The sequence below is a fragment of the Methylobacterium sp. Leaf112 genome, from assembly GCF_001423295.1.
Lineage (GTDB): Bacteria > Pseudomonadota > Alphaproteobacteria > Rhizobiales > Beijerinckiaceae > Methylobacterium.
The window spans coordinates 210,119-229,612 of sequence record NZ_LMNG01000034.1; the positions used below are offsets into that span (position 1 = coordinate 210,119).

13 protein-coding genes are annotated in these 19,494 nt (G+C 69.5%); 9 read left to right on the plus strand and 4 right to left on the minus strand.

From position 1 onward, the window contains the following. Positions 1 to 208 precede the first annotated feature (208 nt). From ASF52_RS21330 to ASF52_RS21370, 9 genes are all read left to right on the plus strand, one after another. A complete protein-coding gene (locus tag ASF52_RS21330; RefSeq protein ID WP_056176699.1) occupies positions 209 to 856 on the plus strand; it encodes a hypothetical protein in 648 nt (215 codons plus the stop codon). A 127-nt stretch (positions 857 to 983) separates the two neighbouring features. After that, the gene (locus ASF52_RS21335) at positions 984 to 2,375 is read left to right on the plus strand and encodes a M16 family metallopeptidase (RefSeq protein WP_056176702.1); all 1,392 of its coding nucleotides are present in this window, start codon (positions 984 to 986) and stop codon (positions 2,373 to 2,375) included. A 76-nt stretch (positions 2,376 to 2,451) separates the two neighbouring features. Then, complete coding sequence (locus ASF52_RS21340; RefSeq protein ID WP_082483910.1) at positions 2,452 to 3,747, plus strand: M16 family metallopeptidase; 1,296 nt, start codon at positions 2,452 to 2,454, stop codon at positions 3,745 to 3,747. Positions 3,748 to 3,811: 64 nt separating this feature from the next. Continuing rightward, positions 3,812 to 4,411 carry a HupE/UreJ family protein gene (locus ASF52_RS21345; RefSeq protein ID WP_056176706.1) on the plus strand — a complete coding sequence of 200 codons (600 nt, stop codon included), beginning with the start codon at positions 3,812 to 3,814 and terminating at the stop codon, positions 4,409 to 4,411. 392 nt (positions 4,412 to 4,803) lie between these two features. Further along, on the plus strand, positions 4,804 to 5,739 hold the full coding sequence (locus tag ASF52_RS21350; RefSeq protein ID WP_056176709.1) for a ring-cleaving dioxygenase: 936 nt from the start codon (positions 4,804 to 4,806) through the stop codon (positions 5,737 to 5,739). Between the two features lie 178 nt (positions 5,740 to 5,917). Next, a complete protein-coding gene (locus ASF52_RS21355) occupies positions 5,918 to 6,691 on the plus strand; it encodes a ferredoxin--NADP reductase (protein ID WP_056176712.1) in 774 nt (257 codons plus the stop codon). Next, the gene (bioD, locus tag ASF52_RS21360; RefSeq protein WP_056176715.1) at positions 6,688 to 7,377 is read left to right on the plus strand and encodes a dethiobiotin synthase; all 690 of its coding nucleotides are present in this window, start codon (positions 6,688 to 6,690) and stop codon (positions 7,375 to 7,377) included. The genes ASF52_RS21355 and bioD overlap by 4 nt, the downstream gene beginning before the upstream one ends. 180 nt (positions 7,378 to 7,557) lie before the next feature. Beyond that, the gene (locus ASF52_RS21365) at positions 7,558 to 9,423 is read left to right on the plus strand and encodes a potassium transporter Kup (RefSeq protein WP_244473903.1); all 1,866 of its coding nucleotides are present in this window, start codon (positions 7,558 to 7,560) and stop codon (positions 9,421 to 9,423) included. 167 nt (positions 9,424 to 9,590) lie between these two features. Continuing rightward, on the plus strand, positions 9,591 to 10,763 hold the full coding sequence (locus ASF52_RS21370) for a sensor histidine kinase (RefSeq protein WP_056176721.1): 1,173 nt from the start codon (positions 9,591 to 9,593) through the stop codon (positions 10,761 to 10,763). A 67-nt stretch (positions 10,764 to 10,830) separates the two neighbouring features. On the opposite strand, the gene ASF52_RS21375 is transcribed toward ASF52_RS21370, so the two are convergent. The 4 genes from ASF52_RS21375 to aceE all read right to left on the minus strand — a co-directional run bounded on the left by ASF52_RS21375 (position 10,831) and on the right by aceE (position 19,231). Further along, positions 10,831 to 13,071: an NADP-dependent malic enzyme gene (locus tag ASF52_RS21375; protein ID WP_082515429.1), complete on the minus strand. Its 2,241-nt coding sequence runs from the start codon at positions 13,069 to 13,071 to the stop codon at positions 10,831 to 10,833. A gap of 177 nt (positions 13,072 to 13,248) precedes the next feature. Beyond that, positions 13,249 to 15,078 (minus strand): dihydrolipoyl dehydrogenase, encoded by a 1,830-nt coding sequence (gene lpdA / locus ASF52_RS21380; RefSeq protein ID WP_056176724.1) that lies wholly within the window; start codon positions 15,076 to 15,078, stop codon positions 13,249 to 13,251. Positions 15,079 to 15,116: 38 nt separating this feature from the next. Continuing rightward, on the minus strand, positions 15,117 to 16,505 hold the full coding sequence (aceF, locus tag ASF52_RS21385; RefSeq protein ID WP_082479044.1) for a dihydrolipoyllysine-residue acetyltransferase: 1,389 nt from the start codon (positions 16,503 to 16,505) through the stop codon (positions 15,117 to 15,119). 62 nt (positions 16,506 to 16,567) lie between these two features. Then, positions 16,568 to 19,231: a pyruvate dehydrogenase (acetyl-transferring), homodimeric type gene (gene aceE, locus ASF52_RS21390; protein WP_056176730.1), complete on the minus strand. Its 2,664-nt coding sequence runs from the start codon at positions 19,229 to 19,231 to the stop codon at positions 16,568 to 16,570. Positions 19,232 to 19,494 lie beyond the last annotated feature (263 nt).

Sequence of the window (19,494 nt, forward strand, 5' to 3'; positions counted from 1 at the left end):
CAACATCTCCGATCGTGTGATGTGTAAACCACATCGGGGATCGTTGGGGGATGGTCAAGGGCCCGAGACTGGCGCCCTGCGGTCAAGGCGCCATACGATCGCCCGAAACCGGGATCAGGCGTTCGAGGCCGGATCAGGATCGCTCCTTGAACGCGACCATTCGAGCCCGGACACGGGGCGCGAAGACCGGGCAGGCATCGGGGGCGGCATGATCGGACAGCGCGGGTTCCTCTACTCCGTGACGGGCATCCTGGTAGGCGTCAGCGCGAGCGTCAGCGGCGCGCAGGCGCAGCAGGGCGTGTTCATGCGGGATGCGCTCAGCAACATCGGCCTGATCGAGCCCGAGAAGCCGGCCATCACCTATCGCGAGCGCGCACCCCTGGTGATGCCGCCGAAGCTCGACGGCAAGGCCCTGCCGCAGCCGCGCAAGGCGGAAGCCTCGCCGCAATGGCCCAAGGACCCCGAGATCGCCCAGCGCGAGCGTGAGCGCGTCGAGGCGCGCAAGCCCATCGTGCGCGGTGCGCAGGGGCGCACGGACGACAACAACATGACCCTGTCCATCGACGAGATGCGCGGTGGACGCCGCGCCGACGCGCAGGTGCGGACGGAGACGGGCCGGCCCGAGGGCGAGAATGCCGACCGCAACTCGTTCTGGTCGAACCCCTTCGGCCTGCGGTCCGACGCGGTGGCCGAGCCGTCCCTGGCGGAGCCGGACCGCGACGTGCTGACCGATCCGCCCACCGGCTACCGCAAGCCCCCCCGCAAGGTCGCCAAGACGAACGGCGACCCCATCAACAATCCCTCGCGCGAGCGTGAGGAATCCGATCCGGGTGCCTATATCCGTAGCCGGAACTGATTTCCGCGCCGGCGACGGGCCGGTCCACGGGCGTGGCCCGGCTGTTGCGGCGGGTGCCAGAGCCCGGTGTGACGCTCAACGAGACGGACGGTCCCGTGCGGACCGAACGCTGAAGGAAAGCTCTTCGATGCATCTGTTCCGGAAGGACGTGCCCCTCCTCGGTCCCACCCGCCGCCATGCCAGCGCGGGCCGGGCCGAAGCCGCCCCGTTCGGGCGCTCGGAGGCCGGCGGTCCCGATGTCGGCGCCTTCACCCTCGACAACGGCCTCGACGTCGTCGTGGTGCCCGATCACCGCGCCCCCGTGGTCACCCACATGGTGTGGTACCGCAACGGCTCGGCCGATGATCCGTTGGGCCAGTCCGGCATCGCCCACTTCCTCGAACACCTGATGTTCAAGGGCACCGAGCGGCACCCCGTGGGTGCGTTCTCGAAAGCAGTCTCCGGCCTCGGCGGCCAGGAGAACGCCTTCACCAGCTACGACTACACCGCCTATTTCCAGCGCGTGGCCCGCGATCACCTCGAGACCATGATGGCGTTCGAGGCCGACCGCATGACCGGCCTCGTCCTCGACGACGCCGTAGTCGCGCCGGAGCGCGACGTGGTGTTGGAGGAGCGCCGCATGCGGGTCGAGACCGACCCCTCCGCCCAGCTCTCCGAGGCCATGGCCGCCTCCCTGTTCGTGCACCACCCCTACGGCACGCCGATCATCGGCTGGATGCACGAGATCGAGGACCTGAACCGCACCCACGCGCTCGATTACTACAAGCGCTTCTACACCCCCGAGAACGCCATCCTGGTGGTGGCCGGCGACGTGACGTCCGACGACGTCCGCCGCATGGCCGACAAGACCTATGGCCGCGTCACGCCCCAGGGCGCCCGGCCCGTGCGGGTGCGGGCCCGGGAGCCCGAGCCAAAGGCGCTCCGCCGCCTCGCCGTGGCCGATCCGAAGGTCGAGCAGCCGACCCTGCAGCGGCTCTACCTCACGCCTTCCTGCATCACCGCGAAGGACGGCGAGTGCCACGCCCTCGAACTGCTCGCCGAGGTGATGGGCGGCGGCTCGACGTCCTACCTCTACCGCAAGCTCGTCATGGAGCTCGGCGTCGCCGTGAATGCCGGCGCCTGGTACATGGGCTCGGCCATCGACGACACCCGCTTCTCCGTCTACGCCATCCCCGCCGAGGGGATCAGCCTTGAGAAGCTCGAGGAGGAGGTCGACCGCGTCCTGCGGCGCGCGCCGTCCGAGGCCCTCACCCCCGAGGCCATCGAGCGGGCCAAGACCCGCCTTGTGGCCGAGACGGTCTATTCGTCGGACAGCCAGTCGTCGCTCGCTCGCATCTACGGCTCGGCGCTCGCCATCGGCGAGACCATCGAGGAGGTGCGCCGCTGGCCGTCCGACATCGAGGGCGTGACCCAGGCCCGCCTCGCGGCCGTGGCCGAGCGCTACCTCGTCCCGCAGCGTTCCGTCACCGGCTATCTCACCAAGTCCCGCGATACCGAGTCCCGCGACGCCGACGCCTGAACAAGGCGTCCCGCCCGGATTTCAGGGCCGTGGCGCGACGCGCGCGCCGGGCCCGACCCAGCACAACGAGGTTTCCATGACCATGGCTCCCCAACTGGTCGACACCGCCATCCGCTCGGCCAACTCGCCGACGCAGGCCGTGCCCGTCGCCACCGCCGCCGGCATCGAGGCCTGGCACGTCGAATCCCAGGTGGTGCCGCTCATCGCCATCGCCTTCACCTTCGAGGGCGGCGCGGCCCAGGACCCGGAGGGCAAGGCCGGCGTCGCCCAGATGCTGGCCCGCCTCCTCGACGAGGGCGCCGGGGACCTCGTCTCCGATGCGTTCCAGGAGCGCCTCGCGGCGCGTGCCATCGAGCTGTCGTTCCATGCCGGGGCCGATGCGCTGGGCGGCTCCCTCAAGATGCTGGTCAAGCACGCCGACGAGGCCATCGATCTCCTGGCCCTGGCGCTGGCGAAGCCCCGCCTCGACCCCGACGCCATCGAGCGCGTGCGGGCCCAGACCCTCGCCGGCCTGCGCTACCAGCAGAACGACCCCGGCGTGATGGCCTCGCGCCGCTTCTTCGCCGAGGCCTATCGCGGCCATCCCTACGCCCGGCCGTCGTCCGGCACGGCCGAGAGCATCGCCGCCATCACCCGCGACGACCTCGTGGCCATGCACCGCAAGCTCGTCGGCCGCGGCGCCGTGAAGGTCGCGGCAGTGGGCGCCATCGACGCTGCGCGCCTCGCCGATGCCCTGGAGCGTGCCTTCGGCCGTCTCGATCTCGCCGAGCCCCTCACGGCGGTGCCGCAGACCGAGGTGCAGAACCTCGGCCAGCGCCACGTCGTCGATATCGACGTGCCGCAATCGGTCCTGCGCTTCGGCATGGGCGGCGTACCGTGGCGCGACCCCGACTTCATCCCGGCCTACGTGCTGAACCATATCCTCGGCGGCGGCTCCTTCACCTCCCGCCTGTTCCAGGAAGTGCGCGAGAAGCGCGGCCTCGCCTATTCGGTGGGTACCTCCCTCGTCAGCCACCGCGCTTCCGCCATGACCTGGGGCTACACCGCCACCAAGAACGAGCGGGTGGCCGAGGCCCTGTCGGTGATCGGCGACGAGATCGGCCGGCTCATCGCCGAGGGGCCGTCCGACGAGGAATTGCAGAAGGCCAAGGATTACCTCACCGGCTCCTACGCGCTGGGCTTCGACACCTCGACGAAGATCGCCCACCAGCTCGCCCAGATCGCCTTCGAGGGCTTGGGCATGGACTATATCGCCCGCCGCAACGACCTCGTCGCCAACGTGACCCAGGCGGACATCCGCCGCGCCGGCGCACGCACCTTCGCCGACGGAAAGATGCTGGTCGTGGCCGCCGGCCGGCCCACGGACTTCTAGGATGGCGCCGGAGGCATGGCGGTTGCTACACTGCGCTCGCCTGCCACTGCTCCCCGGATCCGCGATGCTCTTTGCCCTGCCGACGCTCTTCGCCCGCGCGGCGATCCTACCCCTGGCCCTGGTGATCGCCACACCCGCCCTGGCTCATCCGGGGCACGAGGCGACGACCCTGCAGCAGGGCTTCCTCCATCCCCTCGGCGGCCTCGACCATGTCCTCGCCATGGTGGCCGTAGGGCTCATCGCGGCGCGGATCGGCGGGCGGGCATGCCTCCTCGTGCCGGCGGCGTTCCTCGCCATGATGGCGGTCGGCGGCGCGGCCGGTGCCGCCGGCCTGAGCCTTCCCTACGTGGAGACCGGCATCGCCCTCTCGGTCGTCGTCCTTGGGGCGGTCCTGGCCCTGGGCGCCGTGCCGCCCGTCGCTGGCGCCATGGCGCTGGTTGGGGCGTTCGCGGTGTTTCACGGTTTCGCGCACGGGGCCGAGATGCCCGGCGCCGCCTCGGGGCTGGCCTACGGCCTCGGCTTCCTCATCGCCACCGCGCTTCTCCATGCCGCCGGGCTCGGCCTCGGCTTTACGGTCACGCACCATAAGACTCGCCCGGCGCTTCGGGTTGCCGGGGCAGGCCTTGCCGCCGCTGGCCTGGGTCTCCTCGTCGGGGCGTTCTGAGGGCGCTACACCACGGAATCACGGCCAGGGAATCCGCTTCGGCGCGCCCCCTGAACGGGTCTTGCCGGGCGCCGCCGCCAGCCTCCCGCGGAACAGCAGGCTTCCCGGCGATATGGGAGCGAGCCGGTGGTCGCGCCTGTGCGGGGTCGTAGATGTGAGATGCTGTGCCTGTGCGGCTTCTGCCTGTGCGAAGTCGTGCCGTTCCGTGGGTTCGCGGCGGATCCCGCGGGATCCGCCGCCAGCACAGGCGTGGCGCGGATTACAGGGGATGGGATCGCCCACCCGCCGAGATAAGGGGATCGCCGTCCAGGCCACCCCGCGGCTTTGTCATTCGCGGCGGCCGGCCCCATCTGATCCCCAACTCTCCTCGCGCCACAGGCCGGACCCGCCCGATGCAACTCACCGGAATCCACCACCTCACCGCCGTCACGGCGCGGGCCGCCGACAACGCGGCGTTCTACACCCGGACGCTGGGCCTGCGGCTGGTGAAGAAGACGGTGAACCAGGACGACGTCTCGGCCTACCACCTGTTCTACGCCGACGGCCTCGCGTCGCCCGGCACGGACCTGACCTTCTTCGATTGGCCGGCGGCGCCCGAGCGGCGCGGCACCAACAGCATCACCCGCACGGGCCTGCGCGTGGCAGGGACGGCATCGGTCGAATGGTGGCGTGCGCACCTCGCCCGGCAGGGCGTCGCCCATGCGGTGCCGGTGGAGCGCGACGGGCGCCTTAGCCTCGATTTCGAGGACGCGGAGGGGCAGCGCTTCCTGCTCGTCGACGATGGCGGCGAGGGCCCGGCCCACCCCTGGGAGCACAGCCCCGTGCCGGCCGAGCACCAGATCCGCGGCCTCGGCCCGATCCGCCTCACCGTGGCACAGGGCGAGCGCACGGAAGCGGTGCTGGCCGACGTTCTGGGGATGAGTCACGACCGCACCTACGAACTGCCGGAGGGCGCCGTCCGTGTCTGGCGCATGGGGGAGGGGGGACCGGCCGCCGAACTCCATCTCCTGTCGCAGCCGGACCTGCCGCCTGCGCGCCAGGGGGCGGGCAGCGTCCACCACGTCGCCTTCCGGATCCCGGATGCGGATTACGCAGCCTGGGCCGACCGCCTGAAGGTGAAGCGCATGCCGACGAGCGGCCCCATCGACCGGTTCTATTTCCAAAGCCTGTATTTCCGCGAGCCCAACGGCATCCTGTTCGAGATCGCCACGGACGGCCCCGGCTTCACCGCCGACGAGCCCCTGGAGACCCTGGGGCAGCATCTGGCACTGCCGCCCTTCCTCGAAGGGCGCCGCGCCGAGATCGAGGCGGGGCTGAAGCCGCTCTGACCCGGCACCCGGGCGCATCCGGAGCCTTTGGATTAATTCAGAGCGATTCCAAACGGTTGCAGCCGAACTGTCCGCACTCGGGTGGTGCGGGGCACCTGCGCGCCCGGACCGCCTTGACGCGGGCGCCGCAGGTGCGAGAAGACCCCGCAAAGCTTCGAGATTCGAGACGGACCCGGCGATGAGTAAGTTCAACGAGGAGCGCGTGCTCTCCGTCCACCACTGGACGGACACCCTGTTCTCCTTCCGCACCACCCGTGATCCCGCCTTCCGCTTCCGCAACGGCGAGTTCGTGATGATGGGCCTCGAGGTCGAGGGCCGTCCGCTGCTGCGCGCCTACAGCGTCGTGTCGGCCAATTACGAGGAGGAGCTGGAGTTCTTCTCCATCAAGGTGCCGAACGGCCCGCTCACCTCGAAGCTGCAGCACCTCAAGGTCGGCGACCCGATCATCGTCGGCAAGAAGCCCACCGGCACCCTGGTGCTCGACAACCTGATGCCGGGCAAGAATCTCTACCTGCTCGGCACCGGCACCGGGCTCGCCCCGTTCATGTCGATCATCAAGGACCCGGAGACCTACGAGCGCTTCGAGAAGGTCGTCCTCGTTCACGGCTGTCGGCAGGTCCAGGAACTCGCCTACGGCGAGACCATCACGCAGGATCTGCCGAACCACGAGTTCCTCGGCGAGGTGATCAGCGCCGGTCTGATCTACTATCCGACGGTGACGCGCGAGCCTTTCCGCAACCGCGGCCGCATCACCGACCTGATGACCTCCGGCAAGCTGTTCGAGGATATCGGCCTGCCGCCGATGTCGGTGGAGAACGACCGCTTCATGCTCTGCGGCTCGCCCGACATGATCCGCGACACCCGGCAGCTCCTCACCGATGGGGGCTACGAGGAGGGCAATCACGGCGAGGCCGGCCACTACGTCATCGAGAAGGCGTTCGTGGAGAAGTGAGCGGCCGCGCCGTCTTCGTCGCCGGCGCCGGGACCGAGATCGGCAAGACCTACGTCACCGCGGCCCTGACCCGGTGCCTGCGGGCGCAGGGGCACGGAATCCGCACCCTCAAGCCCGTGGCGAGCGGGGTGCCGCCCGCCGATGATCCGGCGTTTCGGCAAAGCGACACGGCGATCCTCCTGGAGGCGCAGGGGCTCGGCCTCACGCCCGGCAGCGTCGCCGCCTGCTCGCCCTGGCGCTTCACCGCGCCCCTCGCCCCCGATCTCGCCGCCGCGCGCGAAGGCCGGACCCTGGCGCTGGCCGATCTCGTCGCCTGGTGCCGGACCGAGATGAGTGCGGCGCCGCCGGGCACGACACTGCTGATCGAGGGCGTCGGCGGCCTCATGAGTCCGGTGACGGACGACCACACCGGTCTCGACTGGCTCAAGGCCCTGTCCGTACCCGCCCTCCTCGTCTCCGGCTCCTATCTCGGCGCCATCAGTCATGCCCTGACGGCCGCCGAGACCCTGCGCGGCCATGGGGTGGCCTTGCGTGGGGTCGTCGTGTGCGAGAGTCCGGACGCCCCTACGGGTCTGGAGACGGTGGCGTCGGCCATCCGCCGGCGCGTCGCCGTTCCGGTCCACGGGATCGCGCGCGGTGGCATCTGTTCCGACGATCTCGCCGCGCTGATCCGAACGGACGCGTAAGAGGCTCAGCCGGACCTGCGTGACACGTCCGGATGCTCGCTCTCATCCCTGGACGCAGGCCTTCGATCCTCCTACCTCGGCGGGGAAGAGGCGTCGCCGAGGCGCCCTGCCGGAGATCCGAACTTGTCCCAAGATCAGACCCGGTCGCGAGATCGGACCCGGACGGGGCAGGCGGGGCTAGTGCGCCCGGCCGCGCTCGTCGGCGCCCTCGGCATCGTCTACGGCGATATCGGCACGAGCCCGCTCTACGCCTTCAAGGAGGCGGTGCGGGCGGCGAGCGCCGGCGCCCCGCCGACCCCCATCGCCGTCACGGGCGCGGTGTCGCTGATCCTGTGGGCGCTGATCCTCATCGTCTCCATCAAGTACGCGGTGTTGATCCTGCGGGCCGACAACCGGGGCGAGGGCGGCATCGTCGCCATGCTGGCGCTCCTCGGGGCGCGCCACGCGAAACCGGGCTCGTGGGCCGGCGTGCTCCTCGTCGTCGGCCTCGTCGGCGCGGCGCTTCTGTATGGCGATGGGGCGATCACGCCGGCCATCTCGGTGCTGAGCGCCGTCGAGGGCCTGAAGGTCGATGCGCCCGGCCTGTCGCGCTTCGTCGTCCCCATCACCCTGGCGATCCTGGTCGGGCTGTTCCTCGTCCAGAGCAAGGGGGTGGCCTTCATCGGGCGCATCTTCGGGCCCGTCATGCTGGTCTGGTTCCTCGTCCTCGCGCTCATGGGACTCGGCGGCATCGTGCACGCGCCGCAGATCCTCGGCGCGGTGAACCCCCTGCGCGCCGTCGATTTCCTGCTGCATGCCGGCTGGCACGTCAGCTTCGCCATGCTGGGCGCAGCGTTCCTGGCGGTGACCGGCGGCGAGGCGATGTACGCCGATCTCGGGCATTTCGGCGCCGGCCCGATCCGGGTCTCGTGGTTCGGCCTCGTGCTGCCGGCCCTCGTCATCCACTATTTCGGGCAGGGCGCGCTCCTGCTCGCCGAGCCCGACGCCCTCGAGAACCCGTTCTACCGGCTTGCCCCCGACTGGGCGCATTATCCGCTCATCGGGCTCGCGACGCTCGCCACCGTCATCGCCTCGCAGGCGATCATCTCGGGCGCGTTCTCACTGACCCAGCAATCGATCCAGCTCGGATTCCTGCCGCCCATGCGGGTGGTGCACACCGCCCGGCACGAGCGCGGGCAGATCTACGTGCCGGTGGTGAACTGGCTGCTCGCAGCCGCCACCATCAGCGCCGTGCTGATCTTCGGCTCGTCCGATGCCCTGGCGGGGGCCTACGGCATCGCCGTGTCCTCGCTCATGGCCATCACCACCCTGCTGGCCGCCCTCGTGGCGTTGAAGTGGGGCTACAACCCCGTGGCGGTCTTCGCCGTCAACGGGTTCTTCCTCGCCATCGATCTCGTGTTCCTCAGCGCCAACAGCGTGAAGCTGTTCGAGGGCGGCTGGTTTCCGCTCCTACTGGCCGGCCTCGTCGCGTTCCTGATGCTGACCTGGCGCAAGGGCACCCAACTGGTGGAGGCGGCGCGGGTCCATCTGCGCCAGCCCGAGGCCGAGTTCCTTGAGCAGCTGCGCCGCGATCCCCCGCTCATCCTGCCGGGCCGCGCCGCCTTCCTGTCCTCGGCGACGAGCGGCATCCCGCTCCACATGTCCCGCTTCGTCGAGCGGTCCCACGCCCTGCACAAGCGCATCCTCATCGTCACCGCCCTCTACGAGGAGGCGCCGGTGGTGCCACGCGACGGGCGGGCCCAGGTCTCGGCAGTGACGCCGGACATCACCCGGCTGACCCTGCGGTACGGCTTCATGGAGGATGCGTCGATCCCCGAGGGGCTGGCCTGCGCCGTCGAGGCCGGCAAGCTGCCGGCCGAATGGGTGGAGGATCTCACGATCTTCATCGGCCACGAGACCATCATCCCGAAGAGCGACCATCGCGGCATGGCCGATTGGCGCGAGGGCCTGTTCGCGTTCCTCCTGCGCAACGCCGAGCGCACGGGCGCGCATTTCTGCGTGCCGACCCGCCAGCTCGTAGAAGTCGGGACCGAGATCGAGATCTGATGCGGCGCCCGGTCGAGGGGCGATGAGAATCGAAGCTGCGCGCCCGGGATTTGCGCCGAAGCAGGGGCACCGCCGCGGCGGGCACGGGTTCGTGCCCTTGCGAGGCGCCGCCAAGGGCCGCAAGAAGAAGCCTGAACGCCCCATCTCAAGTCCGGACCCGTGATCGTATGCCCGAACTCGCCCCCAAGGCCCTGGCGATCCGCCTGCGCCAGCAGGCGATCCTGTCCGATTTCGGCGTCGAGGCCCTGCGGGCCACGGAGTTGCTGCCCCTGCTCCAGCGGGCCACGGAACTCTGCGCCGAAGGCATGGAGGCCCAGTTCTGCAAGGCGCTGGAATACAAGCCGTATCAGGATTGCCTCCTCGTCTGCGCCGGCGTCGGCTGGGCGGCGGATGCCGTCGGCACGGCCATCATCGGGGCGGACCTCGCCTCGCCGGCCGGCTACGCCCTCAAGACCGGCCGGCCGGTGATCTCGAATCACCTCCAGGACGAGACGCGGTTCCGTACGCCGAAGCTCATGGCCGACCACGGCATCCGCCGGGCCATCAACGTGCTCATCGCCAACCGCGACGGCAATTACGGCGTCCTGGAAGTCGACGACACCCGCGAGGGCCAGTTCGAGGAGGCGGACATCGCCTTCATGCAGGGCTTCGCCAACCTCGTCGGCGGCGCCATCGAGCGCCAGCGCGCCGAGGCCCGGCTCAAGGCCGCCGTGGAGCGTCAGGAACTCCTGTCCCGGGAGATGAGCCACCGGGTGAAGAACAGCCTCGCGGTGGTGGCGGGCTTCCTCGGGCTCCAGGCGCGGGGCTCCGACAACGAGGACGTGAAGGCGGCGCTCGCCGACGCCCGCACCCGGGTCGAGGCGGTGGCCCAGGTTCACGACCAGCTCTGGCGCCAGCCGAGCCTGGAGGCCATCGACGTCGCGGGGTTCCTCGAGGCGCTCTGCGCCCGCCTGCAGGAGAGCGCACCGCACCACACCCTGGTCTGCCGGGCGCAGACGGTGAACATCCCGGCGGACCTCGCGATCCCGCTCGGCCTGTTCGTCAACGAGCTCGTGACCAACGCCATCAAGTACGCCTACCCGGAGGGTGCCGGCGAGATCCGCATCACGGTCCGCGACGTCGGCGCGGACGACGGTGCTGCGGGCGGCCTCCACCTCTCCGTCTGCGACGACGGCGTCGGCCTGCCGGATGGGTTCGACCCGACGGCGGCGCGCCGCGCCAGCCTCGGCATGCGGATCGTCAACAGCCTCGCGCGCCAACTCGGCGGCCCCCTCGAAATCGCCACCGATCGCCCGGGCGCGCATTTCTCCCTACGGATCGCTCCCACCATGGCCGACTGACGGCCCGGCGAGTCGCCTTCGCCGCCCGGTTCCGGGCGGCGAAAGTTGGGTCTCGGTTCGCCCCCGGTCAGTCGTCCGACGCAGCCGAGGCGGCCGTCAGGGCCGTCATGTTGACGATGCCCCGCACGGTGGTGGTGGGCGTGAGGATGTGCACGGGTTTCGCCGCGCCGAGCAGGATCGGGCCGATGGAGACGCCCTGGCCGGACACAACCTTGAGGGCGTTGAAGGTGATGTTGGCGGCCCCGAGATTGGGCATGATCAGCAGGTTGGCCTCGGCGCTCAAGGTGGTCTCCGGCTTGAGCCGGGTGAGGATCGTCCGGCTCAGGGCCGCGTCGGCCGGCATCTCTCCGTCGATCTCGAGGTCGGGCGCGCGGGCGCGGATGAGCGCGCGGGCGTCCCGCATCTTGCGGGCTTCCGCGTCGTCGGCGCTGCCGAAGCTCGAATGCGACACCAGGGCGACGCGCGGGGTCTGACCGAAGCGGCGCATCTCGGCCGCCGCCAGCACCGTCATCCCGGCGATTTCCTCCGCGCTCGGATCGGCGTGGATGTAGGGATCGCAGATGAAGACCGTGTGGCGCGGCAGCTGCAGCAGGCCCATGGCGGCCAGGTGTTCGGCACCCGCTGCCCGGCCGATCACCTCGGAGACCTGGGTCAGGTGTCCCGCATAGGGGCCGAGGGTGCCGCAGAGCAGGCCATCCACCCGGCCCTCGCGGAGCATAGTCGCGGCGGCGCGGGTGGCGTTCCCCTCCGCTCCCACCACCTCGACGGTCTCGCCGACCTTGAGGCGCAGGCTCAGGGACTTGATCCGGGCCGCGATGACATCGGAGCGGCCGACGAGCACAGGGAACGCCAGGCGCTCGTCGACCACCACCTGCGCGGCGCGCAGCACCCGGTCGTCCTCGCCCTCGGCGAAGGCGACCCGCTTGAGGCCGGATTCGGAGGCCGCCGCGAAGACCGGCTGCATCACCGTGCCGGAGGTGTAGACGAAGCGCTGGAGCGAGCGGCGGTAGGCGTCGAGATCGGCGATGGGCCGGGCAGCGACGCCGCTGTCCATGGCGGCCTTGGCGACGGCGGGCGCCACGGAGGTGATGAGGCGCGGATCGAACGGGCGCGGGATGAGGTAGTCCGGGCCGAAGCTCAGGTCCTGCGCGCCGTAGGCGGCGCTGACCACGTCGGAGGATTCGGCGTGGACGAGGTCCGCGATGGCGCGCACGGCGGCGAGCTTCATCGCCTCGTTGATCTCGGTGGCGCCGACATCGAGGGCGCCGCGGAAGATGAACGGGAAGCACAGGACGTTGTTGACCTGGTTCGGGTAGTCCGAGCGGCCCGTGGCCATGAGGCAGTCCGGCCGCACGGAGCGGGCGAGATCGGGCAGGATCTCCGGATCGGGGTTGGCGAGCGCCAGGATGATGGGCCTCTCCGCCATGCCGGCGACCATCTCGGGCTTCAGCACGCCGCCCTGCGACACGCCGAGGAAGATGTCCGCCCCCACGATGGCGTCACCCAGGGTGCGGGCCTGGGTGTCCCGCGCGTAGGCCGCCTTCTGCTCGTCGAGGGCGCCGAGGCGGTCCGTGGAGATCACCCCGCGGCTGTCGCAGACGAGGATGTTCTCACGGGCCAGTCCGAGGCCGACGAGGATGTTGAGGCAGGCGATGGCCGCCGCACCGGCGCCCGAACAGACGAGGCGGACCTGCTCGATCAGTTTGCCCACCACCTGCAGGGCGTTGAGCAGGGCGGCGGCCGCCACGATGGCGGTGCCGTGCTGGTCGTCGTGGAACACCGGGATCTTCATCCGCTCGCGCAGGCGGGTCTCGATGGTGAAGCACTCGGGGGCCTTGATGTCCTCGAGGTTGATGCCGCCGAAGGTCGGCTCCAGCTTGGCGATGATCTCGATGAGCTTCTCGGGATCGGTCTCGTCGATCTCGATGTCGAACACGTCGATGCCGGCAAACTTCTTGAACAGGCAGCCCTTGCCCTCCATCACGGGCTTGCCGGCGAGCGCACCGATGTTGCCCAGACCCAGCACGGCGGTGCCGTTGGTGATCACGGCGACGAGGTTGCCGCGCGAGGTCAGGCTGTAGGCCTCCTCCGGGTCGTGCTTGATCGCCATGCAGGCGGCCGCGACGCCGGGCGAGTAGGCGAGCGCGAGGTCGCGCTGGGTCGACATGTCCTTGGTCGGCTGGACCGAGATCTTACCGGGCGTGGGAAAGCGGTGATAGTCGAGGGCGGCGCGCTCCAGGGCGGCCTCGGTGCCCGCATCGGCATTGGCGACGGCGCCGGGCGCCCGCAGGTCTGCTTCGTTGCTCATGATCTCGTACGGTCCACGCGTCGGTTGCTGATGGGGGACGCGAGGAGGCCGGTCGCGGGCCACACCCCCTGTCCGTGCTCGGCACGGCCGTCCCCGTCCCCCGTGCCACATGGCACGGAGGCTGGGTCGTCCTGTCGGCGCGGCCCCCAAATGGGTCGCCGCGCCGGTTCGATAAGGTCAGTGGGCCTTCTTGGGCCCGTCCTTCCTGGGCATGTAGAGGTCGGTGATGGTGCCCTCGAAAGCTTCGGCCGCTAGCCCGATCGTCTCCGACAGGGTCGGGTGCGGGTGGATGGTCAGGCCGATATCCTCGGCATCCGCACCCATCTCGATGGCGAGGGCCGCCTCCGCGATGAGGTCGCCGGCCGACGGGCCGACGATGCCGCAGCCGAGGATGCGGTCGGTCTCGGGGTCGAACAGCACCTTGGTCAGGCCCTCCTCGCGGCCGAGCGCCAGGGAGCGCCCGGAGGCCGCCCACGGGAACACGCCCTTGCCGACCTTGATGCCCTTCGCCTTGGCCTCGTTCTCGGTCATGCCGACCCAGGCCACCTCCGGGTCGGTGTAGGCCACCGACGGGATCACCTTGGCGTCGAAGACGCTGCTCTTGCCCGCCGCCACCTCGGCCGCGACCTTGCCCTCGTGCGTCGCCTTGTGGGCCAGCATCGGCTGGCCGACCACGTCGCCGATGGCGAAGATGTGGGGCACGTTGGTGCGCATCTGCTTGTCGACGGCGATGAAGCCGCGCTCGTCCACGGCGACGCCCGCCGCCTCCGCGCCGATGCGCTTGCCGTTCGGGCGCCGCCCCACCGAGACCAGCACCTTGTCGAAGATGTCGGTCGCCGGCGCGGTACCGCCCTCGAACGACACCTTCAGGCCCTCCGGCGTCGCCGCGACGGCCGTGACCTTGGCCTTGAGGTGGATGGCCTCGTACTGCTTCTGGATCCGCTTCATCAGCGGCGTGACCATATCCTTGTCGGCACCGGGGATGATCTGGTCCATCAGCTCGACGATGGTCACCTTGGAGCCGAGCGCGTGGTAGACGGTGGCCATCTCCAGCCCGATGATGCCGCCGCCGATCACGAGCAGGCGGGCCGGCACGCCGTCGAGTTCGAGCGCCCCCGTCGAGTCGATGACGCGCGGGTCGTCGTGCGGGATGAACGGCATCTGCACCGGCTCGGAGCCGGCGGCGATGATGGCGTGGTCGAAGCCGATCACGCGGGTCCGGCCCTCGTGCTCCACCGCGACCTGGTTCGGACTGACGAAGCGGGCCTCGCCCGTCACCACCGTGACCTTGCGCTGCTTGGCGAGACCCGAGAGGCCGCCGGTGAGGCGCTTGACCACGCCGTCCTTCCATTCGCGCAGCTTGCCGATGTCGATCTGCGGCGCGGTGAAGGAGATGCCGTGCGCCGCCATGGCGTGGCTCTCGTCGATGACCTTCGCGGCGTGCAGCAGGGCCTTCGACGGAATGCAGCCGACGTTGAGGCAGACGCCGCCGAGACTGGGCCAGCGCTCGACGAGCACCACCGACTGGCCGAGATCGGCCGCCCGGAACGCGGCGGTGTAGCCGCCGGGCCCGGCGCCGATGACGAGCACCTGCGCCCGCATCTCCTCGCCGGAGACCGGCACCGCGCCCTTCGGTGCGGCGGCCTCGGCGGCACCGTGGCCGCCCTGGGTCGCGGCCGAGCCGTAGCCGGCCTGGCCTTCGCCCGGTGCGTGGGCTGCGGCGGCGCCCGTGCCGGCCGGGCTCGGCTTCGGCGTGCCCGTCGCGGCGGCGGCCTCGGCCATCACCAGGATCAGGTCGCCCTGGCTGACCGTATCGCCCGCCTTGATCCGCACCTCGGCCACCGTGCCGGCAACCGGGGACGGGATGTCCATGGTGGCCTTGTCGGATTCCAGCACGACGATGACGTCGTCGACGGAAATCACGTCGCCGGGGCTGACGCTGACCTCGATGACGGGCACGTTCTTGAAGTCGCCGATATCCGGCAGATGGATGCTGTTGCTGCTCATCGTGTCACCTCACTTGAGTTCGCGCTGGCCGGGTCTCGTCAGACGACGAGGCGCCGGACGTCCTCGAGGACGTGGGCGAGGTGGCGGGCGAAGCGCGCGGCGAGCGCGCCGTCGATGACGCGGTGGTCGTAGGAGAGGGAGAGCGGCACGATCAGGCGCGGCTTGAACTCCGTGCCGTTCCAGACCGGCGTCATCTTGGAGCGGGCGACGCCCAGGATGGCGACCTCGGGGGCGTTGACGAGCGGCGTGAAGGACGTGCCGCCGATGCCGCCGAGGCTGGAGATCGAGAAGGTCGCGCCCTGCATGTCGGCGGCGCTGAGCTTGCCGTCGCGGGCTTTCGCCGAGATCGCGCCGAGATCGCGGCTGATCTCGACGATGCCCTTGCGGTCGGCATCCTTGATCACCGGGACCACGAGGCCGTCCGGCGTGTCCACCGCCACGCCGATGTTGTAGTATTGCTTGAGGATCAGCGCGTCCTTCTCGGGCGAGAGCGAGGCGTTGAACTCGGGGTGCTTGCGTAAGCCAGAGACCGCCGCCTTGATCAGGAAGGCCAGCAGGGTGACGCGGTAGCCCTTGTCCTTGAGTTCCTTGCCCGCGTTGTCGAGTTCCTTGCGGTAGGCGTCGGTCTCGGTGATGTCCGATTCGTCCTGGTGGGTAACGAGCGGCACGTTGAGCCAGGACCGGTGCAGGTGCGCGCCGGAGATCTTCTTGATCCGCGACAGGGGCCGGGTCTCGGTGGGGCCGAACTTCGAGAAGTCCACGGCCGGGATCTCGGGGATGCCCATCCCGCCGCCCGAGAACGCGGCCGTGCCTGAGGCGCCGGGCGCCTGCGCGGCGGAGCGCGTGAGGTGACCCTTCACGTCCTCCTTGGTCACCCGGCCCTTCTCGCCGGTGCCCTTGATGGTGGTGAGGTCGATCCCGAGTTCGCGCGCCAGGCGGCGCACGCCCGGGCTGGCATGGACCTGGGAGAAGTCCGGAATGCTGCCGGCGGGGGCTGCCGGGGCGGGGGCTGCCGGGGCAGGGCTCGGAGCGGCGTTCGGGGCCGGCTCCTGCTTGGCGAGCAGTGCGGCGCTGTCGGCGCCCGCGGGCGCGTCGGCGGCCTTCTCGGCCGCGGCGGTGTCGCCCTTGGCGCCCTCGCCCTTGAACACGAGGAGCGGCGAACCCTCGCTCACCTTGTCGCCGAGCTTGACCAGGATCCGCTCCACCACGCCCGCGCTCGGCGAGGGCACGTCCATGGTCGCCTTGTCGGATTCGAGCGAGACCAGCGGATCGTCGGGCCCGATCGTGTCGCCCTCCTTCACGTGGATCTCGATGATCGGGATGTCCTTGAAGTCGCCGATGTCCGGAATCTGGATCTCGATACCCACTGCGCAATCTCCCTGGTTGAGTCGGAGCCTCTCGCGGGCTCCCTCGTGCGGTCCGTCGATGGAAAGGGTCGGGAAGTCTCAAGGCGTCGGCCGCCGGGATGCGGCGGCCGACGGGGCGCGGATCAGACGGTCCAGGGTGCCGGCCGGTCCGTGTCGATGCCGTACTTGGCGATGGCGTCGGCCACCGTCTGGGCCGGGATCACACCCTCCTCGGCGAGGCTGTGCAGGGCCGCCACCACGACCCAGTGCCGGTTGACCTCGAAGAAGTCGCGCAGGCGGGCCCGGTAATCCGAACGGCCGAAGCCGTCGGTGCCGAGCACACGGTAGCGTCCGGGAACCCAGGTGCGGATCTGGTCGGCGAACAGGCGCATGTAGTCGGTGGCGGCGACCACCGGGCCGGTGCGACCCGAGAGGCAGGTCTCGACGTGCGAGAGGCGCTTGCCCTCCAGGGGGTGGAGCAGGTTCCAGCGCTCCGCCGCCATGGCGTCGCGGCGCAGCTCCGTGAAGCTCGGGCAGCTCCAGATGTCGGACGCGATCCCGAAATCCTGCTCTAGCAGGTCTGCCGCCGCGATGACCTCGCGCAGGATGGTGCCCGAGCCCAGCAGCTGCACCCGGTGGCCCTTGGTCTTTTCCGCAGGGCCTTCCTTGAACAGGTACATCCCCTTGATGATGCCGGCCTCCGCGCCCTCGGGCATGCCCGGGTGCTCGTAGTTCTCGTTCATCACGGTGATGTAGTAGAACACGTCCTCCTGCTCGGCATACATCCGGCGCAGGCCGTCCTGCACGATCACGGCGACTTCGTAGGAGAAGGTCGGGTCGTAGGAGACGCAGTTCGGGATGGTCGACGAGATGAGGTGGCTGTGGCCGTCCTCGTGCTGCAGGCCCTCGCCGTTCAGGGTGGTGCGCCCGGCGGTGCCACCGATGAGGAAGCCGCGCGCGCGCATGTCGCCCGCCGCCCAGGCCAGATCGCCGACCCGCTGGAAGCCGAACATCGAGTAGTAGACGTAGAACGGGATCGTCGGCGCGTCGGAGTGCGAGTAAGAGGTCGCGGCCGCGATCCAGGACGACATCGCGCCCGGCTCGTTGATGCCCTCTTGGAGCATCTGACCGTTCTTGTCCTCCTTGTAGTACATCAGTTGGTTGGCATCTTCCGGCCGGTAGAGTTGGCCCACCTGGGAGAAGATGCCGAACTGGCGGAACATGCCCTCCATGCCGAAGGTGCGGCTCTCGTCGGGCACGATCGGCACGATGCGCTTGCCGATGTTCTTGTCGCGCAGCAGCGTGTTGAGGATACGCACGAACGCCATGGTGGTGGAGATCTCGCGGCCCGCGGTCTCCTTGAGCTGGGCCGAGAACGCCGAGAGTGGCGGGATCTCCAGGGCATGCGACTTCCGACGCCGCAGGGGGAGGGGACCACCCAGTGCCTCGCGCCGGGCCATGAGGTAGCGGTGCTCGGGGCTGCCTTCGGGGAACCGGATGAAGGGGATCTCCTTCAGCTGGTCGTCGGTGAGGTCGATCTGGAAGCGGTCACGGAACTGGCGGAGCACCGCCTCGCCCATCTTCTTCTGCTGGTGGGTGATGTTCTGAGCCTCACCCGACTCGCCCATGCCGTAGCCCTTGACGGTCTTGGCGAGGATGAGGGTCGGTTGGCCCTTGTGCTTGGAGGCGGCGCTGTAGGCCGCGAACACCTTGCGCGGGTCGTGGCCGCCGCGGGTCAGGCGCCAGATGTCGTCGTCGGTCCAGTCGGCCACCAGGGCCGCCGTCTCCGGATACTTGCCGAAGAAGTGCTCGCGCACGTAGGCGCCGCTCTTCGACTTGAAGTCCTGATACTGGCCGTCGACGCATTCCTCCATGAGGCGCGCCAGCATGCCGGTGCTGTCCTTCTGGATCAGGGCGTCCCAGCCCGAACCCCACAGCACCTTGATGACGTTCCAGCCGGCCCCCCGGAAATCGGCCTCGAGTTCCTGGACGATCTTGCCGTTGCCGCGCACCGGCCCGTCGAGGCGCTGCAGGTTGCAGTTGATGACGAAGACGAGGTTGTCGAGTTTTTCACGCGCGGCCAGGGCAATCGCACCCAGGCTCTCGGGCTCGTCCATCTCGCCGTCGCCCATGAAGGCCCAGACCTTGCGGCCGTCGGTCTTGGCGAGGTCGCGGTGATGCAGGTAGCGCAGGAAGCGGGCCTGGTAGATCGCCATCAGGGGGCCGAGGCCCATGGAGACCGTGGGGAACTGCCAGAAATCCGGCATCAGCCAGGGATGCGGATAGGAGGAGAGGCCCTTGCCGCCGACTTCCTGGCGGAACCCGAGGAGCTGCTCCTCGGTCAGGCGCCCTTCGAGGAAGGCGCGGGCGTAGACGCCGGGCGAGGAATGACCCTGCACGTAGATGAGGTCGCCGCCGTGGTCGGCGTTGGCCCCGCGCCAGAAATGCATGAAGCCGGTGTCGTAGAGGGTGGCGGCCGACTGGAAGCTGGCGATATGGCCGCCGAGCTCCGAGGAATCCTTGTTGGCCCGCAGGATGATCGCGATGGCGTTCCAGCGGATCGCCGAGCGGATGCGGTGCTCGATGGCCCGGTCGCCCGGATGCGGATCCTGGTTCTGGGGCAGAATCGTGTTCAGATACGCAGTGTTGGCCGAGTACGGGACCGGGGCGCCCTTCTTGCGGGCTCCGTCGATGACTTGCTCGATCAGGTAATGCGCCCGCTCCGGCCCGTCGACGTCGAGGACGCCATCGAGTGAGTCGAGCCATTCCTGCGTCTCGACGGGATCGAGGTCGCGGCTACGCTCCATGGTATCCTCCCTAGTGTTTCTTGAGCGGATCAGACGCGTTTGCCCGCTCTTTGTCAGTATGATTTTGCAGGAAGTGGACCAAGTCCAGTCCATTTAAATTAAATCACTGAAACAATGACTTGAATGATTTTTGGGTTTTGCGGCAGTGCGGCATTCCGCACGTATTGTCCGGCCCCTGTCCGAAACTTCGGACAGGGGCGTGCGTCACGCAGAATGGAGGGCGCGCAATCGCGGAGCCGCGGAATTCGGCTGTTTTGATCGAA